Genomic DNA, 19,504 nt, shown 5'->3' on the forward strand with positions numbered 1-19,504 from the left:
AATGGACGGGCTTTGATGTACCGCAGTTCAGCGCGAACCCTTCGGGTCGAGCGCGTCACGCACGCCGTCGCCGAAGAGGTTGAAGGAGAGCACGGTGATGAAGATGGCCAGACCCGGAATGATCATGTACATCGGGTCCGAGTCGTAATAGCTCACCGCGGAGGAGAGCATCTGCCCCCATGAAGCGGTGGGGGGCTTCACCCCTACACCCAGGAAGCTCAGGGCCGCCTCGGTCAGGATGTTCGTGGGGATCATCATCGTGGTGTAGACGATGATCGGCGCGATGATGTTGGGCAGCAGCTCCTTGAACAGGATGTACGTCTGCCCGGCACCGAGGCTGCGGGCCGCCTCGACGTACTCCCGCTCGCGCAGGGAGAGCGTCTGGCCGCGGACGACACGGCCGACGTACGGCCAGCCGAAGAAGCCGATCACCAGGATCATCACCAGGAGCCGCACACCGCTGCCGCTCAGGCCGAGCATGTCGTTCGGCATGACGGAGACGAGCGCGATGATGAACAGCAGCTGCGGGAACGAGAGCAGCATGTCCATCACGCGGCTGATGAGCGAGTCCAGCCAGCCGCCGAAGTAGCCGGCGAGGACGCCGAGGATCGTGCCGAAGACCACCGCGACGAGGGCGGAGAGGAAGCCGACCAGCAGCGAGACCTGGGCGCCGTAGACGATCCGGGCGAAGATGTCGCGGCCGTTGACCGGCTCGACGCCGAACCAGTGGTCGCCGCTGATGCCGCCGAAGGATCCCGTCGGGGTCGAGAAGAGAGGGTCGATCAGGTCTTCGTGGTAGTCGTCGGGCGACTGCCCTGCCAGGTGGGTGATCAGGGGCGCGAGGATCGCGACCAGGATCAGCAGAAGCACGACGGTGCCGCCGGCGAGAGCCAGTTTGTCCCGCTTCAGGCGCCCCCAGGCGATCCGGCTGAGGGAACGCCCCTGGACCGACTTCCCCGCAACGGCGGCGACTTCTTCAGTCGCGCTCGGGGCCGTTTCGGTGGTCGGCTCGTGCAATGGTGCCGTCATCGTGGCAGAAACCCTCTCTCAACCGGCGGTGACCGGCCCGCACTTGCCGCTGTAGCGGCCCGTTCCCTTAAGCAGCGCGAGCAGTGGTCTGACTCCGTCACGCGGGCCGAGCTACTCGCACACAGGCCCGAAAGGCCATGCATGCGGGGAGTCTTCATTGCCGCTGTGATCACCCGCCAGCCCCCCAGGGGAATGGATGCCTAACCGTGATGCTGTTAGAGGTGTTCCGTTATCCGGACTGCGGGTAACCATGGGCGGACGACTGTCATTGACGGCGATATGACCATCAAGCGCGCCAATACCCCACCTTCCGGCGAAGAGTGGACATTCCGCTCTCAAGCTCACGACCCGGGCGGCTCTACGCGCGTCCGAGCCGATTCCCCGCCCGCTATATCCGTTTTGCCGGACACGGGTGGATGTAGTGTGCACGCTCTGTGCGGAGCGCTCCGTCTCAGTGAGCGCGCGACGCTGAGTGAGCGCCGGACGGTCAGTAGCCGCGGGACGCGGGCGGCGGATATCCGTACCCCGTCGCCGGGGCCGGGGACGCGTGCGCCTCACGGTCGTAGAAGGGCCGGGTGTTGGCCCGCAGCCACATCGTCACCGGGTCGTACTCGTCGGACATCGCCACCGTCGAGACGGGCAGCCCCTCCGGGACCGCGCCGACCGACTGCCGCATCATCGTCCGTACGGAGTCGACGGAGGCCGGGCTCGTGTCGTACAGGTCCAGGCCGATGGCCAGGTACGGGGCGCCGAGCGCCGGCTGGACCCAGGCGCGGCGCAGCGCCCGGACCGCGGGGGTGCGGTGCGCGTTCTGGGTGAGCTGGGCGTAGAACTGCGGGATCTCGACGGCCGGCTCGGACAGCCGCAGCGGTCCCGCGGGCATCCGGTCGAGGCCGGTGGCGATCCGGCGCAGGTCGAGCCAGGGGATGCCGACGCCGCCGCCGGGGGTGTGCGGATTGAGCCAGATCCCCCAGCGGTCCGGATACAGGACGCGGGCGATGTCGCGGCCGGTGACCACTTCGTGCGTACGGGTCCAGCCGCTGACGGCCAGCTCCTGGGCGGAGGTCACACAGGGCGCGTAACCGAGGCCCTCCACCTGCATGTTGCCGTACTGGGCGTCGGGCGAGCCCGCGCGGCCCTGCCAGAGGAGCATCCAGACCCGGTCCTCCGCCAGGGCCTGGAGCAGCGCCTCGTACGCGTCGTAGCGTCCTGGCGTCACCTGGCGGAGCAGCTGCTCGGCCCGGCCGGCCGCCGCGGTACCTGACGCGCTCACCCTGGGTCCCGCCCCTCTTCGATCCACCATTCGACCGTCTCCCCCCGCAACGCGGCGCGGCCCGTCATGAAACCAGCTTAGGTGCCGCCGCCGACAGTGACCCGACCGCGTGTCCGCGCGTCCCGGGGCGCACCTGCCCGTACGCCCGGCTCGCCCCTACCCGCGCTGGTAGAACGGCCGCACGCGCGCCAGCATCCAGGCGCCGACCGGGTCCTGCGTCATGTCCAGGAGGACGAGGTTGACCGGCCAGGGCACCTGGACCCGGCCCAGCGCGCGGCCCAGCGCGTCCATCGGCGCGTTGCGGTCCGTGGCCTCCCAGGAGGCGAGCTGGACGCCCACGAAGAGCACGGGCGGCTCGGCCTCGACACTGGCGAGGGCGCGGCGGGCGGAGACCACGACCCCGGACGCCTCGAACTCGGCGGAGGCCGCGGCGAGGAAGTCGACCGGGTCCTCCTGCCAGTCCGGCTGGAAGAGCCGGACCCGGCCGCCGGTGGCGGGGCCGTCGAGCGGGGTGCGGCCCACCCGGCACAGCTCGGCGACGGCGAGCGGCGGCAGCGGCATGCCGACCGCGCCGCCGGGGTTCAGGACGATCCCGAGCTGCGGGGGCAGCCCGCGCGCGAACTCGCGCGCCGGGGCCACGGTGAAGGGCATGTGGGCGCCGACGCACCCCATGAACTGCTGCTCGGAGCTGAACACCGGGACGTACGGGGCGCCTTCGATCTCCATCGTGGGCAGATCGAGACTCTGGCTGTCGGGGCCGCCGCCCTGGGGCAGCGGCACCCAGACCTGGCTGCGCCCGAGCACCTCCACGAGCCGTCCGCCCGCGGCGTCGTTCCCGAGCGAGGCCGCGAGCACCTCTTCGAGCTCGTTGCCGGGCCATGCTGTGTCCACGCGCTCCACCCCTCCACTCACCTGCTTGCCTGCCGCAGCACCCTAAGGCCTCTGGTCGGAGTGCATCAGGGCGTACCGCCCGGAGCGCGTCAGGGCGGACCGCCCGTGAACGTGATGGCGGACAGGGTCCTGGCCGCCGGCCTGTCCAGCAGGGTCGCCGAGGCGCAGCCCCCCGGGAGGCGGCCCGACTCGGCGTCCTTGAGAAGGCGGCGGACCGCGCGCCGGTGGCGGGCGAACGCGTACCCCGAGACGCCCCGGCCGCGTTCGCGCTGGCCCGCGCGGGCCACCCCGGGCGTGACGTCCAGCAGGACGAGGTGGAGGCGGCGGCCGCGCACGCGGGCGTCGCGGGCCAGCCAGCGCCGTACCCAGGTCTGCGTACCGCAGTCGTGCACGACCACGCTCTCGCCGGAGCGCAGCGCGCGCCACAGCCCGGCGTAGTGGGCGACGCGCACCAGCGGGCGGTAAATGGCGTACGGCACGGATCGGGGCAGCCGGCGCGCCCAGCGGTCCCTGGTGTCCTGGGAGTCGATGCCACCGCCGGCCGCCGTCCTCCGTATCAGCGTGGACTTGCCGCTGCCCGGCAGCCCGGAGACGACCACGACGTCCCCCGCCGCGAAGTGGAGGGTGCCCGGCACCCTGCCGTCGCGGCCGCGCAGATCGCGGACCACCGGCGCGGACCGCGCCGGGACGTCCCGGGCGGCCGTCACTCCGGGCTGGACGGGCAATCCGGACGCCGATACGCCCGCCGCCCCCGGCGCCACCCCGGTCGCCGCCACCCCTGTCGCTGTCACATACGCACCGGACCCCTGCGACGTCATCGCCGTCCCCCTGTCAGGTCGGACACCCTGGCCCTTGACTGGCCCTCGACCCCTGCCAGACTCTTGCCCCACAAAGTGTAAAGAATTGGTAATGCCACGCAAGCCTTTCACGGGGCGTGGCGGGTCGTCGCCATGTTCAGGGACTCCCTCCCCCACGCGCCCACGATGCGTGCGATGATGACGGCGCCAACTGCATACAGGCCGTTTGAATCCGCGCGGGAGAGTCCCGGTTCACCGTGTGCGCCGGGCGCCGAAGGAGCAAGTTCTCCCCTTGAATCTCTCAGGCCCCGTACCGCGTGGATGAGGCAGATCTGAAAAGCGGGCCGCCGTCGCGGTCCCACCCAAGGTGCAAGTCACGACCGTGAGCACGTACGGAGAGTCGTCCGTGGTTCCGTGCGGTCGTGGTGAACCTCTCAGGTTCCGATGACAGATGGGGAGGACCGTCCTCGTCGTCATGCCCTGGGAGTCACCACCATGAACTCTGCCCCGAGCAGCACCCCCCGCCTCACCGCCCTCGACGCGGTGCACCGCGCGCTGGGCGCGACCATGACCGACTTCGCGGGCTGGGACATGCCCCTGCGGTACGGGAGCGAGCGCGACGAACACCTCGCGGTCCGTACGAAGGCCGGTCTGTTCGACCTCTCGCACATGGGCGAGATCACCGTCACCGGGCCCCAGGCCGCCCAGCTGCTGGACCACGCGCTGGTGGGCAACATCGGCGCGGTCGGCGTCGGCCGTGCCCGGTACACGATGATCTGCCAGGAGGACGGCGGGATTCTCGACGACCTGATCGTCTACCGCCTCGGCGAGGACGAGTACATGATCGTCGCCAACGCCTCGAACGCGCAGACGGTCCTGGACGCGCTGACCACCCGCGCGGCGGGCTTCGACGCGGAGGTACGGGACGACCGGGACGCGTACGCGCTGCTGGCGGTCCAGGGTCCGGAGTCCCCCGGCATCCTGCGGTCGCTCACGGACGCCGACCTGGACGGCCTGAAGTACTACGCGGGCCTGCCCGGCACCGTCGCGGGCGTCCCCGCGCTCATCGCCCGTACGGGCTACACGGGCGAGGACGGCTTTGAACTGTTCGTCAATCCCGCGCACGCGGAGACGCTCTGGCAGGCGCTGACGGAGGCCGGCGCCCCGGTCGGCCTGGTGCCCTGCGGGCTGTCCTGCCGGGACACCCTCCGCCTGGAGGCGGGCATGCCGCTGTACGGCAACGAGCTGTCCACGGCCCTCACCCCCTTCGACGCGGGCCTGGGCCGGGTCGTCAAGTTCGACAAGACCTCCAACGGAGGCGACTTCGTCGGGCGCAAGGCCCTGGAGGCCGCCGCCGAGCGCGCCGCCGCCGCCCCGCCGCGCAAGCTGGTCGGCCTGGTCGCCGAGGGCCGCCGCGTCCCCCGCGCCGGGTACGCCGTGGTGGCGGGCGGGGAGGTCGTCGGCGAGGTCACCTCGGGCGCCCCCTCCCCCACCCTGGGGAAGCCGATCGCCATCGCGTACGTCGACGCCTCGCACGCCGGGCCGGGGACGGCGGGTGTCGGGGTCGACATCCGCGGGTCCCACGAGCCGTACGAGGTCGTGGCGCTCCCGTTCTACAAGCGCCGGAAGTGATACGGACGTCTCGGACGTCACAGTCCCGCGACGCCCGTCCCGCCCGGCCGGTCCGGCCGGGCGGCCAGAACGTCCCTCCCGTCCCTCCCGTCCCGTCTCGATCCTCAAGACGGCCGTCCCGACCACTACCCCTCGTACAGGAGAATTCAGCCCATGAGCAACCCCCAGCAGCTGCGCTACAGCAAGGAGCACGAGTGGCTGACGGCCGCCGAGGACGGTGTGTCGACCGTCGGCATCACGGAGTTCGCGGCCAACGCCCTCGGTGACGTCGTGTACGTCCAGCTCCCCGACGTCGGTGACACGGTCACCGCCGGTGAGACCTGCGGTGAGCTGGAGTCGACGAAGTCGGTCAGCGATCTGTACTCGCCGGTGAGCGGTGAGGTCACGGAGACCAACCAGGACGCCGTGGACGACCCGTCGCTGGTGAACACCGCCCCCTTCGAGGGTGGCTGGCTGTTCAAGGTGCGCGTCACGGAGGAGCCGGGAGACCTGCTCACCGCCGACGAGTACACGGAATTTTCCGGCAACTAGACACCCCAGGGACTGTGATGTCTTCGAAGTCGCTTCTGAACACCCCGCTCCACGAGCTCGACCCGGACGTCGCCGCCGCTGTCGACGCCGAACTCCACCGTCAGCAGTCCACGCTCGAAATGATCGCCTCGGAGAACTTCGCTCCGGTCGCCGTCATGGAGGCCCAGGGCTCCGTCCTGACCAACAAGTACGCCGAGGGCTACCCCGGCCGCCGCTACTACGGCGGCTGCGAGCACGTCGACGTGATCGAGCAGATCGCGATCGACCGTGTGAAGGAGCTGTTCGGGGCCGAGCACGCCAACGTGCAGCCGCACTCCGGCGCGCAGGCGAACGCGGCGGCGATGTTCGCGCTGCTCTCCCCCGGCGACACGATCATGGGTCTCAACCTCGCCCACGGCGGGCACCTGACCCACGGCATGAAGATCAACTTCTCGGGCAAGCTCTACAACGTCGTCGCGTACCACGTCGACACCGAGACCGGTCAGGTCGACATGGCCGAGGTCGAGCGCCTCGCCAAGGAGTCCCGTCCGAAGCTGATCGTGGCCGGCTGGTCCGCGTACCCCCGTCAGCTGGACTTCGCGGCCTTCCGCCGGATCGCGGACGAGGTCGGCGCGTACCTGATGGTCGACATGGCGCACTTCGCCGGTCTGGTCGCCGCGGGCCTGCACCCGAACCCGGTGCCGCACGCCCACGTCGTCACCACGACCACGCACAAGACCCTCGGCGGCCCGCGCGGCGGAGTGATCCTCTCCACGCAGGAGCTGGCGAAGAAGATCAACTCGGCGGTCTTCCCCGGTCAGCAGGGCGGCCCCCTGGAGCACGTCATCGCGGGCAAGGCGGTCTCCTTCAAGGTGGCGGCCTCGGACGAGTTCAAGGAGCGCCAGCAGCGCACCCTGGACGGCGCCCGGATCCTCGCCGAGCGCCTGGTGCGGGCGGACGTCACCGAGCACGGTGTGTCCGTCCTGTCCGGCGGTACGGACGTGCACCTGGTCCTGGTCGACCTGCGGAACTCGGAGCTGGACGGCCAGCAGGCCGAGGACCGGCTCCACGGCATCGGCATCACGGTCAACCGCAACGCCGTCCCGAACGACCCGCGCCCCCCGATGGTCACCTCGGGCCTGCGGATCGGCACCCCGGCGCTCGCGACCCGCGGTTTCACCACCGAGGACTTCGCCGAGGTCGCGGAGATCATCGCCGCCGCCCTCAAGCCCGACTTCGACCGTGAGGCACTGGCGGCGCGGGTCACCGCGCTGGCCGAGAAGCACCCGCTCTACCCCGGCCTGTAGGCACCGGCCCCGCCCGGGCCCTCATCGCCACACCGGAACGTCATCGTCCGTACGGCTCTCCGTACGGCTCGCGTTCGTGAGGCACCGCGCACACTGGACCGTGAGCGCGGTGCCCCGCACCCCGTACACCCGTGACCTCTGCACCACCCCGGCAGACAACGGCGTCTACCAACCAGCTAGGAGTCCCTCCCGTGGCCATCTCGGTCTTCGACCTCTTCTCGATCGGTATCGGCCCGTCCAGTTCCCACACGGTCGGCCCGATGCGCGCGGCGCGCATGTTCGCCCGCCGGCTCAAGAACGAGGGGCTCCTGGCCCACACCGCGAGGGTCCGGGCGGAGCTGTACGGCTCCCTCGGCGCGACCGGCCACGGCCACGGCACCCCGAAGGCCGTCCTCCTCGGCCTGGAGGGCAATTCCCCCCGTACGGTCGACGTGGAGCGCGCGGACGCCGAGGCGGAACGTATCCGCGGCGGCAGGCGGCTCAATCTGCTGGGCATGCACGAGATCGCCTTCGACGTGGACGAGGACCTGGTCCTGCACCGCCGCGAGGTCCTGCCGTACCACGCGAACGGCATGACCGTCCTCGCGTACGACGCGGACGGCGGCCTGCTCCTGGAGAAGACGTACTACTCGGTGGGCGGCGGCTTCGTCGTGGACGACGACGCGATCGGCGAGGACCGCATCAAGCTGGACGACACGGTCCTCGCCCACCCCTTCCGCACCGGCGACGAGCTGCTGCGGCTGGCCGGCGAGACGGGCCTGTCGATCTCCGCGCTGATGATGGAGAACGAGAAGGCCTGGCGCACGGAGGACGAGATCAGGGCCGGGCTGCTGGAGATCTGGCGGGCCATGCAGGCCTGCGTCTCGCGCGGCATGTCCCGCGAGGGCATCCTGCCCGGCGGTCTCAAGGTCCGCAGGCGGGCCGCGAACACCGCGCGCCAGCTGCGCGCGGACGGCGACCCGCAGGCTCACGCCATGGAGTGGATCACGCTCTACGCGATGGCCGTGAACGAGGAGAACGCCGCCGGCGGCCGGGTCGTCACCGCCCCCACCAACGGCGCCGCGGGCATCATCCCGGCGGTCCTGCACTACTACATGAACTTCGCGGCCGGCGGCGCCGGCGCGGCGGAGAAGGACGAGAGCGTCGTCCGCTTCCTCCTCTCCGCGGGCGCCATCGGCATGCTCTTCAAGGAGAACGCGTCCATCTCCGGCGCCGAGGTCGGCTGCCAGGGCGAGGTCGGCTCGGCCTGCTCGATGGCCGCGGGCGCCCTGGCCGAGGTGCTGGGCGGCAGCCCGGAACAGGTCGAGAACGCCGCCGAGATCGGCATGGAACACAACCTGGGCCTGACCTGCGACCCGGTGGGCGGCCTGGTCCAGATCCCGTGCATCGAACGCAACGGCATGGCGGCCGTGAAGGCCGTCACGGCGGCGAAGATGGCCCTGCGCGGCGACGGCAGGCACCAGGTCTCCCTGGACAAGGTCATCAAGACCATGAAGGAGACGGGCGCCGACATGTCCGTCAAGTACAAGGAAACGGCCCGGGGCGGCCTCGCGGTGAACATCATCGAGTGCTGACCATATAGCGGCTGCTGACCTGTGGGTTCGGGTCTTTCAGCTCTGTCACAGGCTTCCCCGTTTGTGCGGTGGATCGTCCCTCAAAAGTCCCTCTGACAGAGCTGAAAGTCCCTGAAAAGTCCCTGGAATTCCGGCCGCCGGACGGGCTTCAACCAGGTGCTACAGCGGGATCTCCCAGCTCACGAAGAGGCGCGCGGTCACTGTGCTCACGGCGCCTCGGCAGGGTTGCGTCCTTGGAAGTCGTGTAGCGGATAGGACCTGATCCGGGCGTTCTCCCTGCGTCCGGAATGGTTCCCATCACAAGGTCCTCTCTCGTCTGGGAAGACTTCGTCACGCGGGCTGCCCCCGCACTCGCAGACGGTCTGTCGCTCTCCGGGTGGCCGAGCATCTGTACGGGACAATGAGGGGCGTCTTCTGTATGGCTTGTTCCAGTGGATGGCCGGCTCGACGTGTGGAGTTACGACGTTGTGTGCGATTGAGGTCGGGGCGTGTTGGCCTGGCGGGTTGTTGGGTGGGTGATCACCTCTTGGCGGTGCGGTCGGAGACCAGGCCGGCAACCGCCGCGTAGCTTTCGTCGAAGTACTCGCGGCGTCCGAGGTACCGCTGGAGTGTTCGCCACTGCTTGTGCTCGGCGTTGGCGTGCTCGACGCGGATTCGTTCTGATGACTGCTGGTGGCGGGCGGCATCCCACGCCGCGAGGGTTTCCGGCGGAGCGTCCTTCTTCGGCTTCAGGGGCGGGGCCTGGATCTGGTCGGGGAACTGCTTGGCCAGTCCCTGGTAGCCGGCATCGACTTTAGCCTTGACCGCGGGGTATCGCTCGAACAAGTCGCAGATGCCCGCGGTCTTCACCGCTGTCTGGTCGTGCATGCGGCCGGGCCGGAACGCGCCAGCCCAAAGGGTGCGGCCCGGCTCGTCGGTGACGACGGTGGTCTTCTTGGTGTTCTGCCGCATCTTCCCCGAGACGAACGCGCGCCGTCCTGGCCTGTTCGCCCCGGGGCGGCGCACCCGGACCTCGGTGCCGTCCAACCTCAGTTCCACGCCTTCGGCCGCCGCGTAGGCGAATACGTCCTCCAACGTGCGAAGCCGCAGGTCGAGGCGTCCTGGCACAGCGAAGCCCCGGGCAGCCAACAGCGGACGGATCTCATGGACGGCGCGGGTGATCGTGGAGCGGTCCACGCCGTAGAGCACAGCCAGAGCTGCGTGAGGAAGCTGTAACCGCAGGACGACCAGGGTGATGATGATCCGGTCGGTGAACACCAACTGATGGTTCGGGCCGGCCCCGGCGGCTCGCAAACGGTCGCGACCCCTGCGGTTGTGTAGTCGGCCCCCTCAGAGGCCATCCACGCATGAGCCAACTCGCCGACCAGCGCACCGAGTCGACGGAGCTGAAGGCCGGTGAAGACGGGGTGGGACAAGGCCGTGCGACCAAGGTATAGCGTCACATCAACATCCAACCCGACAGGCCCCTTCACGTCACGGCGCTCAGAAGGTGTCGAGCGCGCCCACGGCCGCACAGATGTGGCCCGGCCCGCCCTCCGACCGCCTCCCGGCGCACCACCAGGAGAGCAGCCCCTCCACGTCGCGCGTATGCATGCCCAGGTTGTGTTCGACACACAGGGGCCACGCCTGCCACAGACGCTCAGCGACGGTTTCCTGCGCGGCGTCGGCGACGATCGCCAAGGCATGAGCAGAGTCTTCTGCCGTCTTTGGGTACAGATGACTGCCGTGCCACTCGCCGTTGGCCAGGGCAACGTAGACATACTCCGGCTCGCCCGCCTCGTAGGAAGGCTGGGCCAGCAGTTGCAGAGGTCCCTGCTCAGGAAGAGTCACGGCCAAGTCCTGGTTGAGGACCGCGAGAGCCTCGTCCCACAAGGGGTACTCGCCTCGCGAGACCCGACGGACTTCGGGTTTATCGAAAAGAGCATGCATAGGGCCATCCTCCGCTACGGATGCCCGACCTCAATCGCGCACAACGTCGTTAGACCGTGTCCTATGTGGGGTTGGCTCGTTGGGTCGGGCATGGGGCGGGGTACGTGGAGTTGGATTGTTCCGGACGGACTGTGGGAGATCGCGGAGCCGCTGATCCCTCCGTCGAAGGTGCGGCCGCAGGGCGGCGGGACGCAGGACACGCCTGATGAGACGCTGTTCGCGGCGATCATCTACGTCCTGGTCAGCGGATGCGCCTGGCGGGCGTTGCCACCGTGCTTCGGGATATCGAAGTCCACGGCTCACCGCAGGTTCCTGATCTGGTCGAGAGCCGGCGTCTGGGGCCGGCTGCACGAGGAGATCCTGCACCGATTGGACGACGCCGACCTGCTCGACCTGTCACGGGCCGTGCTCGACTCCGCCCACGTGAGGGCTAAAAAAGGGGCGAACTCACAGGTCCGAGCCCCGTGGACCAGGGCAAGCCAGGTTCCAAGATGCACGTCCTGTCCGACGCGAACGGACTGCCCCTCCTCGTCGGCCTCTCCGCGGCAAACACCCACGACAGCCTCGCCCTGAAGCCCATGATCGAGGGTCACCAAACGAGACACGACCCCCACCGCGGCCGCTACTTCAAGCCCCAACGCCTGCACGCAGATAAGGCATACGACGTCCCCCACCTGCGAAAATGGCTACGGGGCACACGCATCGGCGTGCGCATCGCCCGCAAAGGCGTCGAGTCCAGCGAACGGTTAGGACGCCGACGATGGGTCATCGAACGCACCATGTCCTGGCTGACCGGCTACCGCCGTCTCAACCACCGTTACGAACGCTACCCCCGCAACTACCTGGCCTTTCTCGGCCTCGCCCCCGCTATCTGCTGCTACAAACGACTCGCCCCCCTCACCACATAGGACACGGTCTAAGTGTCACCGCACCGCAGGTGGGCCAGGGCGAGCAGGGCCTGATGTCCGGCAGGAAGGCGCCGCCACCGCGTTCCGATCTCCTGCCGCCGGGCTGTCAGTTGCCCGGTCAGGAACCGCAAAGTGCGGCTGGACAGATCAATCGAGGACGGCTGGACAAACACGCGAAGCTCCTGGCGGACACGGGTGATCTTGGTCGAGGACCCGTCTACCAGGAGCTTCGTCGTGACGCAGCACAGTCCAACTCGCCTTCAGCACCACCAGCTTGAAAAGGGCTCAGTGACGGCGAAGGGACTGCACTATGCCTCCACGAATCCATCGGGCCATTCGTCCTCGTCGAGGACGGACTCCTGGATGTAGAAGCAGTCGGGTTCGTCGGCGAACCCGGGGAGCTTTCGGGCCCGCTCGATACGCCCCTGAGCGGCCTCGCGGCTCGAATAGGTGCCGAGGTGTTTGGGGTCGTCACCCTCCTCTTCGTCGGACCAGTAGTCGTCAGGTTCGGCGAAGTGCCGGATCACGCCGTCCTCTTCGGCACGGTGGTGTACATGCCACAGCAGGTAGACCGTGGTGGGTCCAGCCATCGTTGTAACGCCTTTCGTTCTATCGCGTTCTGCAAAGGGGACCCGGATCCCGTTCGCACCTGACGAACGATACGGAGAGGATCCGGGTCCCTGGTGGGCCGGTCGAGTTCTCAGGACTCAGCGGCCGTCGTGCGCCGTCAGTTCCGGGACAGGTACTTCCGCACCTTGTTGTAGATGGATCCAGGTCCCTTCTTGTACGGCGGACGGTATTTTCCGTGCCTCATCACCCGGTCCGTCGCCTTGTCCAGCGTTTCACCGGCGTGCCTGCGCTGCCCCTTCGCGAAGTCAGGGACGTCGTTGCCCTTGGCCTTGCCGGACTTCTTGGCTTCCTTCCACAGGTACTTGACCTTGCGGATGGCCCAGCTCTTCCCGTACCACCAGATGAGCCCGATGATGGCTAGCACAGCTCCGACGCCGATGATAGCGAGTGCGGTGCCTGCGCTCACTCCGAGTCCGGCGGCGCCCACGAGGGCCAGTGCGGCCATCCTCCCGTCGAGGTCGACCATGTTGACGGGGTCACCGCACACGTAGTCGTAGGCGTTGCAACTGCCGCCCGTTACCGGGTCTGTCTGGAGGAAGCGGCCGGTCACCGGGTTGTACAGACGGGCGCCCATGAGGGTAAGACCGGTGAGGGTCTCGCTGGACCGCTGCTCGTCGCCGAGCCAGCCGTAGCGCGAGGCTGCCTGTCCAGCACGGGGGTTACCGTACTCGTCCGCGTCGAGGACAGTCGGAGCCTGGGCAGTGTCCGCAGGCAGGGCGAGGGTGATGTCGCCGTGCAGGTTGGCCATGAGGAGGACCGCGCCACCGGTCTTGGTGGTGGTGGCGACGAGATTGCCGTCAAGGCCGCTCACATTACGGGTGAGGGCTCCGCTGGTGTTGTTCTCGACGATCCACCGAGGGCTGTCGGAGTCGGAGTCGTAGTGGTTGGTCCTCGCCTCGGTCTGGCTCCACGTGCCCGCGTTGTTGGTCTCCTGCGTCCAGGACCGGAATCGCATGTTGGAGTCCAGCGTCCAGGTCTGGCGCTGGGTTCCGACGGTCTGCTGCTGGGCGAGGTCGTTCGCGAAGTACGCGACAGTGGAGCCAGGCAGGACGGTGGTGCGGCCGAGCGCATCGTAGGTGGTGCCGGAGCTCACCTGGCGATCCGCGCTGTCGTAGCCGTAGGACGTAGTGGTACCGCCCGTGGTGGTGCAGTCGGCGTTGACTGCGGCGGTGGCGGAGGCCAGCGTCTTGCGGTTGGAGTTCTTGTCGAAGGTGTAGGACCGGGTGGTGCAGACGGCGTCGGTGCTCGTGTCCTGGACCCGGGCCAGCCTGCCCGCCTTGTCGTAGGTGTAGGACTGCGAGGCCGTGACACCGGGGGTGCCGGCGTGGGTGGCAACCTGTCCCTGCACCGTGGATGTGACGCTGTCGGAAACCAGCACGGTGCCGTCGCTGTCACGGGTGTACGTGCGGGTGACGGGTGTTCCCGCCGGATCCTGCTCCAGTTTCATGGTGAAGCCGCCGGGTAGACCCTGGCCGATCAGGGTGCCGTCGGCGTCATAGCGTGCGGTCAGCGTGCCCGCGACCGAGTCCGTGACCGATGTCGCGAGGCCTCGCGGGTCGGCTGCGGTGTCGTAGGTGTAGATGGTGGTCGACGGCACGCTGTCGATGACCTTGGCAGGCCGGTCCAGCGCGTCGTACTGGGTCGAGGTAGTCCCGCCATCGGCGTCTGCATAGGACGTTTCACGGCCGAGCTGGTCATACGTTTTGGCGATGGTGCCGCCGGCTGTCGATGTCTGTTTGTCCTGGATCCCGGTGTCAATGTCGTAGGAGAGGGTCGTCACGGGCACGGTTGCGCCGATGCCACCGGTGATGGTGACCGTCGTGGGACGGCCTGCGGCATCGACGACCGTCGTGGTGGTGCGGGTGACACTGTTGGCCGTCTCCGTAACCTTCGCGGTCTGTCCGAAGAGCCCGTACTCGACGGTCTTCTCGGGGAGCTGGCTGGGGTTGGTCCCCCCGCCGGAAACAGCCGCGGCCGGCGTGGTGCGGCACAGCGCGTCGGCCCATTCCGGCCTGCCGCCGCAAGGGCCGGTGCCGTCGCCCGTGTAGTACGTGGCGAGCGTCGTGCCGGCATCGGTTCCTGTGGACGCAGGCTTCGTAGTTCTGATGACCTGACCCTGGCTGTTGTAGGCGGTGGCCGTGGTGACCGCCAGCCCACCGGGGTCATTGGTCACGCTGGTGGGCTGCCCAAGGACCCAGTCGAACCCGATGGCGACCGCACGGGGATCGGCGAGCAGGTCGGGCCAGAACCGCGGCTGTGCACCGTCCGTCTGCCGTGTGACCTGGTCCTTTACGACGGCGGTGCCGTCGGTGGGACGCCCGGTGTCGTACGCCTTGACGGAGTGCTGGCGAGCGAGGGCCTGGCTTCCCGCCGTGGCGACCGTGAAGGAGCCACTGGCGAGGTCGGCCGCCAGCGTGATCTGCCGCAGTGGTCCGTAGACGTCGGTTTCCCTGGTACCGGTGGCGTCGTATACCGAGGTGCTGGAAAGCAGCTGCGCCCGTTCCGCGGAGGAGAGCGCGTTGATGCCGAGGTCGACCAGCTGGCTCTTCTGTGCCGAGGTCGTGCCGAGCGCCAGTTCCCGGTTCGCGGCGGTCAGCACGCGGACCGTGTTGCCGAACTGGTCGTACTCGGTGGCCGCGATGTGGCCACCCGGAGTGGCCTCGTCGACATCGCGACCCGAGGCATTCAGGTAGTGAACGGTGGCGCGCGTGTAGGCGCCCGCGCCCAGGGCGGCACCGTCGTTCGCGGACGGGACCTGATCAGCAGGGAAGACAGCTGTTCCATCGGTAGGAACGTCTGTCTGCCCCCAGGACGCGATGGCGGCGGCTCCGAGGTTGTTCGGGGCGGAACTGCCAGTCAGCGGCACGCCATATACCACGTTGTTCTCGGCTGTGCCGTTCGTCTGGGAGGCGCTGCCGGGCGTGAGCGTGGCGCGGGAAGTCTTGAGCAGCATCCCGGGCCCGGAGGTCGGGTTGGAGCCCGCTTGGCCGTAGGTGAACGTCCAGGGGAGCTGTCCGGGCGGGGTGAGTGTAGTGATCCGGCCGGAGCTGTCGTAGGTGTAGGCCGTCTTTACCGCCGGGGAGATCCGTGGGTCCCAGGTGTTCCTGAGGCGTCCTGAGCCGTCATAGTTGTAGGCGGCGACAGGGGTTGCGGTGGATGTGGCCGCACCGGGGGCAGTCGACCAGAGTTTGACCGACGAGACCTGGTCCTTCACGTCACCGAGGGTCGATGACGTGGCGGTGGTGGTGCCTGCGTACACGAACTCCAGGACCCGGCAGCCCTTCGTCGACGGGGCCGCGTCGCACGCGGCCAGGGTGGTCGTGGTGGTGGAGGCAATGATGCGCTTGGGGCGGGCCCGGACGGTGCCGTCGATCGTGACTGCCTCCGAAACCACCTTGGTGGTGGAGTTCGCCAGTCCGTCCGCCAGCGAGCTTGTCACTGTCCACGTGGTGGCACCGGCGGCGACTTTGGAGAAGGTCGTCACCGTGCCCGCCGTGTCAGACAGCGTGAACGAACCGGTCGTGAGGACGCCCATGAGGGTCAGGTCCTCAGACCCCGGTTCGGGGACCCACCCGCTGGCTGCGGCGTTGGCGGTGAACGTGACGGTGGAACCGTCGCTGGTGACCACGTCGAGCGAGGTGGCGGACGTTTTGCGGATTTCGGTGAAGTCGGAGTCGACGACGTCCGCGACGGTGCCCGACAACCATTCCTTGCCGAAGATCGGCGTCTGGCCCTGCTGGTCGGCCCCTGCCTGGGGTGAACGGGAGGATGCGGTGCGGTTGACCGTCATACCGAAGAACTCGGCGTCAGTGTCGGAGAGTGTGTAGTCGCCGGTAAGGAGGTTCACCGTACCGGGGCCGACACTCTCGGATGCGGCCCCGTCCGCGCTGCGGTCCACGACCACGGTGATCGGGTCGGACGCTGCGGTCGCACCGGCAGGACCGGTGAATTCCGCCCGTATCTGTACCGCGCCGTCGGGGTCGACGGTCGAGGTGGCGTTCCAGGTCAGCTTCGGGCTCTTGCCCGAGGACAGCGTGATCGGCCATGACGCAATGGCCTGACCACTGTTGGTTACATCCTGCGCGGGGACAGCGGTCCAGGTGTCGGCGTCACCGCGGCGCCAGGAGAAGGCAACCTTGTCGAACTTGGTGCCGTCGGCCTCGGCCAGGAGCGGAACGCGGGCGGCGGTGCGGGTGCCGTCATCGGGCAGGGTCACACCGCCGGGACCGGCGTGGAAGGTGTAGGTGATCGGCTCGGACTTGTTTTCCGCCTTGTCTGTCGCGCGGACCTGGAGGGTGTTGGTTCCGGCTTTGGGCGGGGTGACGGACATGATCACTGGGGTGGTGGTACCGCTCGTGGCGACCTTGGTCCACGAGGTGCCGTCGAGGGACCACTCGATACCGTTCTGGTCACCGGCTGCCGGGACGGCGGTGAATTGGCCCGCCTGACCCGCGCCCTTGACCCACTGGCCGCTCGGGTAGTCCGTCGAGGCGACGGAGGACGGCGCGGAGGGCACGGACGTGTCCACGGTAAAGACCGCGTACGCCGACCAGCCCACGTTGTAGCTGGTGCCGTCGTAGGGCGACGTGCGGAACTTGTACGTCTTGCCGTTTGTCAGCAGGCCGGCCGGAACGGTCACCGAGGCCGGCTGCCCGGAGGGGACGTACGGCGACACGAGGACATCGCCGACCTGAGCACCTGTCGCATTGTCGAAGATCTGGAACGTGCCGTCGACCTTGTCGTTGTTCGGGTCGACAAAGGTGTCGCGCAGCGTGGGTGTCATGGTGTTGACAAACCAGTTGCCCGTGGTGTTCTTGAAGAACGGTGGTCCCGCCTGCTGGTCGGTGCCGGTACGGGGCCGGTAGTTGTAGGTGACGACCAGTTTCGGGGGGTTCGTCGCGGCGTTGGCGGAGTTGACGCGTTTCCACTGGGCGGTCGCGGCCTCGCTCACAGCGCGCAGGCCCATGCCGGAGGTGGTGTTCTTCGCTGACGCCCATTCCTGGACCAGCGTGGTGACGTCGGCGTTGATCCAACCGTCAGGGGCCGCGGTGCAAGCGGTGTTGCCGCGGGTCTCCGTCGAGGTTGCCTTCGTGGCGGTCCAGGCCGGTCGAGCCGTCCAGCGCGAGGAGGTTGACGCCTTGGCGGCCGAACCGACCTCCCAGGGCTGGGCGGTGCAGGTGGTGTTGCCGGAGTGGAAGTTCCACAGGCTGAGTTTCGCGGTGGAGACCAGGGCGTCCTGGATGGGAGCCGTGTTCCAGGTGATGAAGGACTCGGCCGTACGCGGGGTGCCGTTCGCGTTCGTCGTGCCGGGGTTGCCCAAGTCCAACTCGACGTCGGTCGAGAGGTCGACGGTCTCGCCCTGCTGGATGTACGTGTCGAAGACGTTGCCCAGCGAGGACGTCGAAGGATCGACCGTAACGGGGTACGTAGTTTCCGGGTTCGCGAGGAATTCGGCGTCCGGGGTGAGAACCAGGTCGACGCCCCCCTTGGCCGGAACGACCTTCATACCCACACGGGCGCGATGGGTATGCTCCCCGGATGCCTTGTCGACCGTGGCGTCCCACATCACGGGGGCGGGCATGACAGCCTGCTTCTCGCTCTTCCTGTCGGTGAAGAGCAGGCTGCCGTCGTCCTGCTGGGTCGCCTTCAGGCCCTTGGCCCTCAGCGGCAGGGTGTAGGCGTAGGCGTCGGACGTGGGCCGCTGCTTGATCTCTACGAACTGCTCGAAACCGGTACGTGTCGCCTCGACCACCACATCGGCGCCGGGCACCGCGTTCACGTACTCGGCGCGTGTTCCGTCCAGTTTCGGAGCCGGCAGGCCACCCCGCCACTGAAGCGCGATCTGCTGGTCGCCTTCTCCCAGCGTCACCAAGTCGGCGGCTTCGGATTTCTGGGCGGACTTCAGCGAGGTAGCAGGAACGCCTGTTTTCCCGGCCAGTCTCAACCCGCGGGGATGCGCCTTGGGCTCAACGTCACCTTCAGCGTTGGCGACCAGGTCAAGGTCGACATCACGCCACGCCCCGGTGGCATCGTCCTGGAAACGAACTGGCCCCGCGGCCAGCTCGGTGGTGAGCGAACCGTCCTTGTTCGCCCACGTCGTCGACGTCTCGGTGCGCTCCGACAACGCCTCGACACGCTTGCCCGACAGCCGCGCAGCGACGCGCGCGGAAGGAAGGTCCGCCGCCTGCGTCGGCGCGGGCGCTGAGCTTTTCGCAGCAACGGGGCCCTCGGGCACAGTGGCCACCGCGACACTCGCACCGTCGATCAGGGTCACGGCCAGGATCAGGGCGAGACTCCCGGCCGTGTAACGCAGACCTAGCAGGGCCTGCGGTCGCCCTCGCTGGTGACGCACGGCTCTATGAAGGGTCATGAGTGTTCGATCTCCCATCCACACGAGCGACACATCCGTGACGCTTATGTGAACCTAACGATCACCAAAAGATCGCAAAATTACACACAGGGCGCAGTTTTGACATCACTAAGCGTAAGAGCATGTGATGTTGATCATGCTGACCAGTTAAACCCTCACACCCACTATTGGCCACTTTGCCGCTACTGCCCCGTGAGCAACCATCGATTTCATTGGACTAACACCACTTGGACCTCGGTCCTGCGATCGCAATCACGCCGTCTGTCAGTCAAGTTGGCGCCCGGAGACTCGTGTCCGGAGGGGACCACCTGAACCCAGTCGCACCACGGCACGGGTGCGCCGCCCTGTCCTGGATGTAACCGCCGCATGCCTGATGTGCGCGAGCACGGCACAGGAGTGGCGGTGTCTCGACGCACTTCGGATGTGGCCGACCGCTGGCTCCATAGCTCCGCGCCGGAGTGGGGATTCCGTTTGCACAGACAGGTGCCGCCCCCAGGCGTCCTATCGTCCTGGTGCGCAACACATTCCCGGCCGGACTACTCCGGAGTGAACCTCATCTGGCGGCGCATGAGTCCCTGCCGGTATTCGTGACGCGACAAAACGCGGCCTTCTGCTGAGCCCATGCCATTCCTTGTCGGAGCCGTACTCGGCAGA

Annotated in this window: 12 protein-coding genes, 2 pseudogenes and 1 riboswitch; of the genes and pseudogenes, 5 read left to right on the forward strand and 9 right to left on the reverse strand. The window is 68.2% G+C overall.

The window, feature by feature from the left end; translation table 11 throughout:
- Positions 1 to 27: 27 nt before the first annotated feature.
- The 4 genes from OG349_RS10560 to OG349_RS10575 form a co-directional block, all read right to left on the reverse strand.
- Complete coding sequence (locus OG349_RS10560) at positions 28 to 1,029, reverse strand: ABC transporter permease (protein ID WP_161309848.1); 1,002 nt, start codon at positions 1,027 to 1,029, stop codon at positions 28 to 30.
- 487 nt (positions 1,030 to 1,516) lie between these two features.
- Positions 1,517 to 2,302, reverse strand: coding sequence for an enhanced serine sensitivity protein SseB C-terminal domain-containing protein (locus OG349_RS10565; RefSeq protein ID WP_327234369.1), 786 nt, complete (start codon positions 2,300 to 2,302; stop codon positions 1,517 to 1,519).
- Positions 2,303 to 2,458: 156 nt separating this feature from the next.
- Positions 2,459 to 3,193 (reverse strand): enhanced serine sensitivity protein SseB, encoded by a 735-nt coding sequence (locus OG349_RS10570; protein ID WP_327234370.1) that lies wholly within the window; start codon positions 3,191 to 3,193, stop codon positions 2,459 to 2,461.
- A gap of 89 nt (positions 3,194 to 3,282) precedes the next feature.
- Positions 3,283 to 4,011, reverse strand: a complete 729-nt coding sequence (locus tag OG349_RS10575) for an AAA family ATPase (RefSeq protein WP_327234371.1) — start codon at positions 4,009 to 4,011, stop codon at positions 3,283 to 3,285.
- Between the two features lie 206 nt (positions 4,012 to 4,217).
- Positions 4,218 to 4,316, forward strand: a riboswitch (glycine riboswitch).
- A 169-nt stretch (positions 4,317 to 4,485) separates the two neighbouring features.
- Here OG349_RS10575 and gcvT point away from each other — a divergent pair.
- The 4 genes from gcvT to OG349_RS10595 all read left to right on the forward strand — a co-directional run bounded on the left by gcvT (position 4,486) and on the right by OG349_RS10595 (position 9,013).
- On the forward strand, positions 4,486 to 5,622 hold the full coding sequence (gene gcvT, locus OG349_RS10580) for a glycine cleavage system aminomethyltransferase GcvT (RefSeq protein WP_327234372.1): 1,137 nt from the start codon (positions 4,486 to 4,488) through the stop codon (positions 5,620 to 5,622).
- Positions 5,623 to 5,775: 153 nt separating this feature from the next.
- Complete coding sequence (gene gcvH / locus OG349_RS10585; protein ID WP_327234373.1) at positions 5,776 to 6,153, forward strand: glycine cleavage system protein GcvH; 378 nt, start codon at positions 5,776 to 5,778, stop codon at positions 6,151 to 6,153.
- A 17-nt stretch (positions 6,154 to 6,170) separates the two neighbouring features.
- Positions 6,171 to 7,439: a serine hydroxymethyltransferase gene (gene glyA / locus OG349_RS10590; protein ID WP_161311766.1), complete on the forward strand. Its 1,269-nt coding sequence runs from the start codon at positions 6,171 to 6,173 to the stop codon at positions 7,437 to 7,439.
- A gap of 191 nt (positions 7,440 to 7,630) precedes the next feature.
- On the forward strand, positions 7,631 to 9,013 hold the full coding sequence (locus OG349_RS10595; RefSeq protein ID WP_327234374.1) for an L-serine ammonia-lyase: 1,383 nt from the start codon (positions 7,631 to 7,633) through the stop codon (positions 9,011 to 9,013).
- Between the two features lie 519 nt (positions 9,014 to 9,532).
- On the opposite strand, the pseudogene OG349_RS10600 reads toward OG349_RS10595, so the two are convergent.
- Together OG349_RS10600 and OG349_RS10605 are read right to left on the reverse strand one after the other, a co-directional pair.
- Positions 9,533 to 10,455, reverse strand: a pseudogene (locus OG349_RS10600) (transposase family protein).
- 40 nt (positions 10,456 to 10,495) lie between these two features.
- On the reverse strand, positions 10,496 to 10,942 hold the full coding sequence (locus OG349_RS10605) for a hypothetical protein (protein WP_327234375.1): 447 nt from the start codon (positions 10,940 to 10,942) through the stop codon (positions 10,496 to 10,498).
- A 90-nt stretch (positions 10,943 to 11,032) separates the two neighbouring features.
- Here OG349_RS10605 and OG349_RS10610 point away from each other — a divergent pair.
- Positions 11,033 to 11,850 (forward strand): IS5 family transposase gene (locus OG349_RS10610; RefSeq protein ID WP_327234376.1). Its coding sequence is split into 2 segments (ribosomal slippage): positions 11,033 to 11,381 and positions 11,381 to 11,850, totalling 819 coding nucleotides; the frame shifts between segments, so codons are not numbered across the junction.
- A gap of 11 nt (positions 11,851 to 11,861) precedes the next feature.
- On the opposite strand, the pseudogene OG349_RS10615 reads toward OG349_RS10610, so the two are convergent.
- The 3 genes and pseudogenes from OG349_RS10615 to OG349_RS10625 all read right to left on the reverse strand — a co-directional run.
- Positions 11,862 to 12,023: pseudogene (locus OG349_RS10615) on the reverse strand (IS5/IS1182 family transposase); the annotation flags it as partial.
- Between the two features lie 135 nt (positions 12,024 to 12,158).
- Positions 12,159 to 12,440 carry a hypothetical protein gene (locus OG349_RS10620; protein WP_327234377.1) on the reverse strand — a complete coding sequence of 94 codons (282 nt, stop codon included), beginning with the start codon at positions 12,438 to 12,440 and terminating at the stop codon, positions 12,159 to 12,161.
- Between the two features lie 137 nt (positions 12,441 to 12,577).
- Complete coding sequence (locus OG349_RS10625; RefSeq protein ID WP_442806374.1) at positions 12,578 to 18,850, reverse strand: DNRLRE domain-containing protein; 6,273 nt, start codon at positions 18,848 to 18,850, stop codon at positions 12,578 to 12,580.
- Positions 18,851 to 19,504: the final 654 nt, after the last annotated feature.

Origin of the sequence: Streptomyces sp. NBC_01317, assembly GCF_035961655.1 — a bacterium.
Lineage (GTDB): Bacteria > Actinomycetota > Actinomycetes > Streptomycetales > Streptomycetaceae > Streptomyces.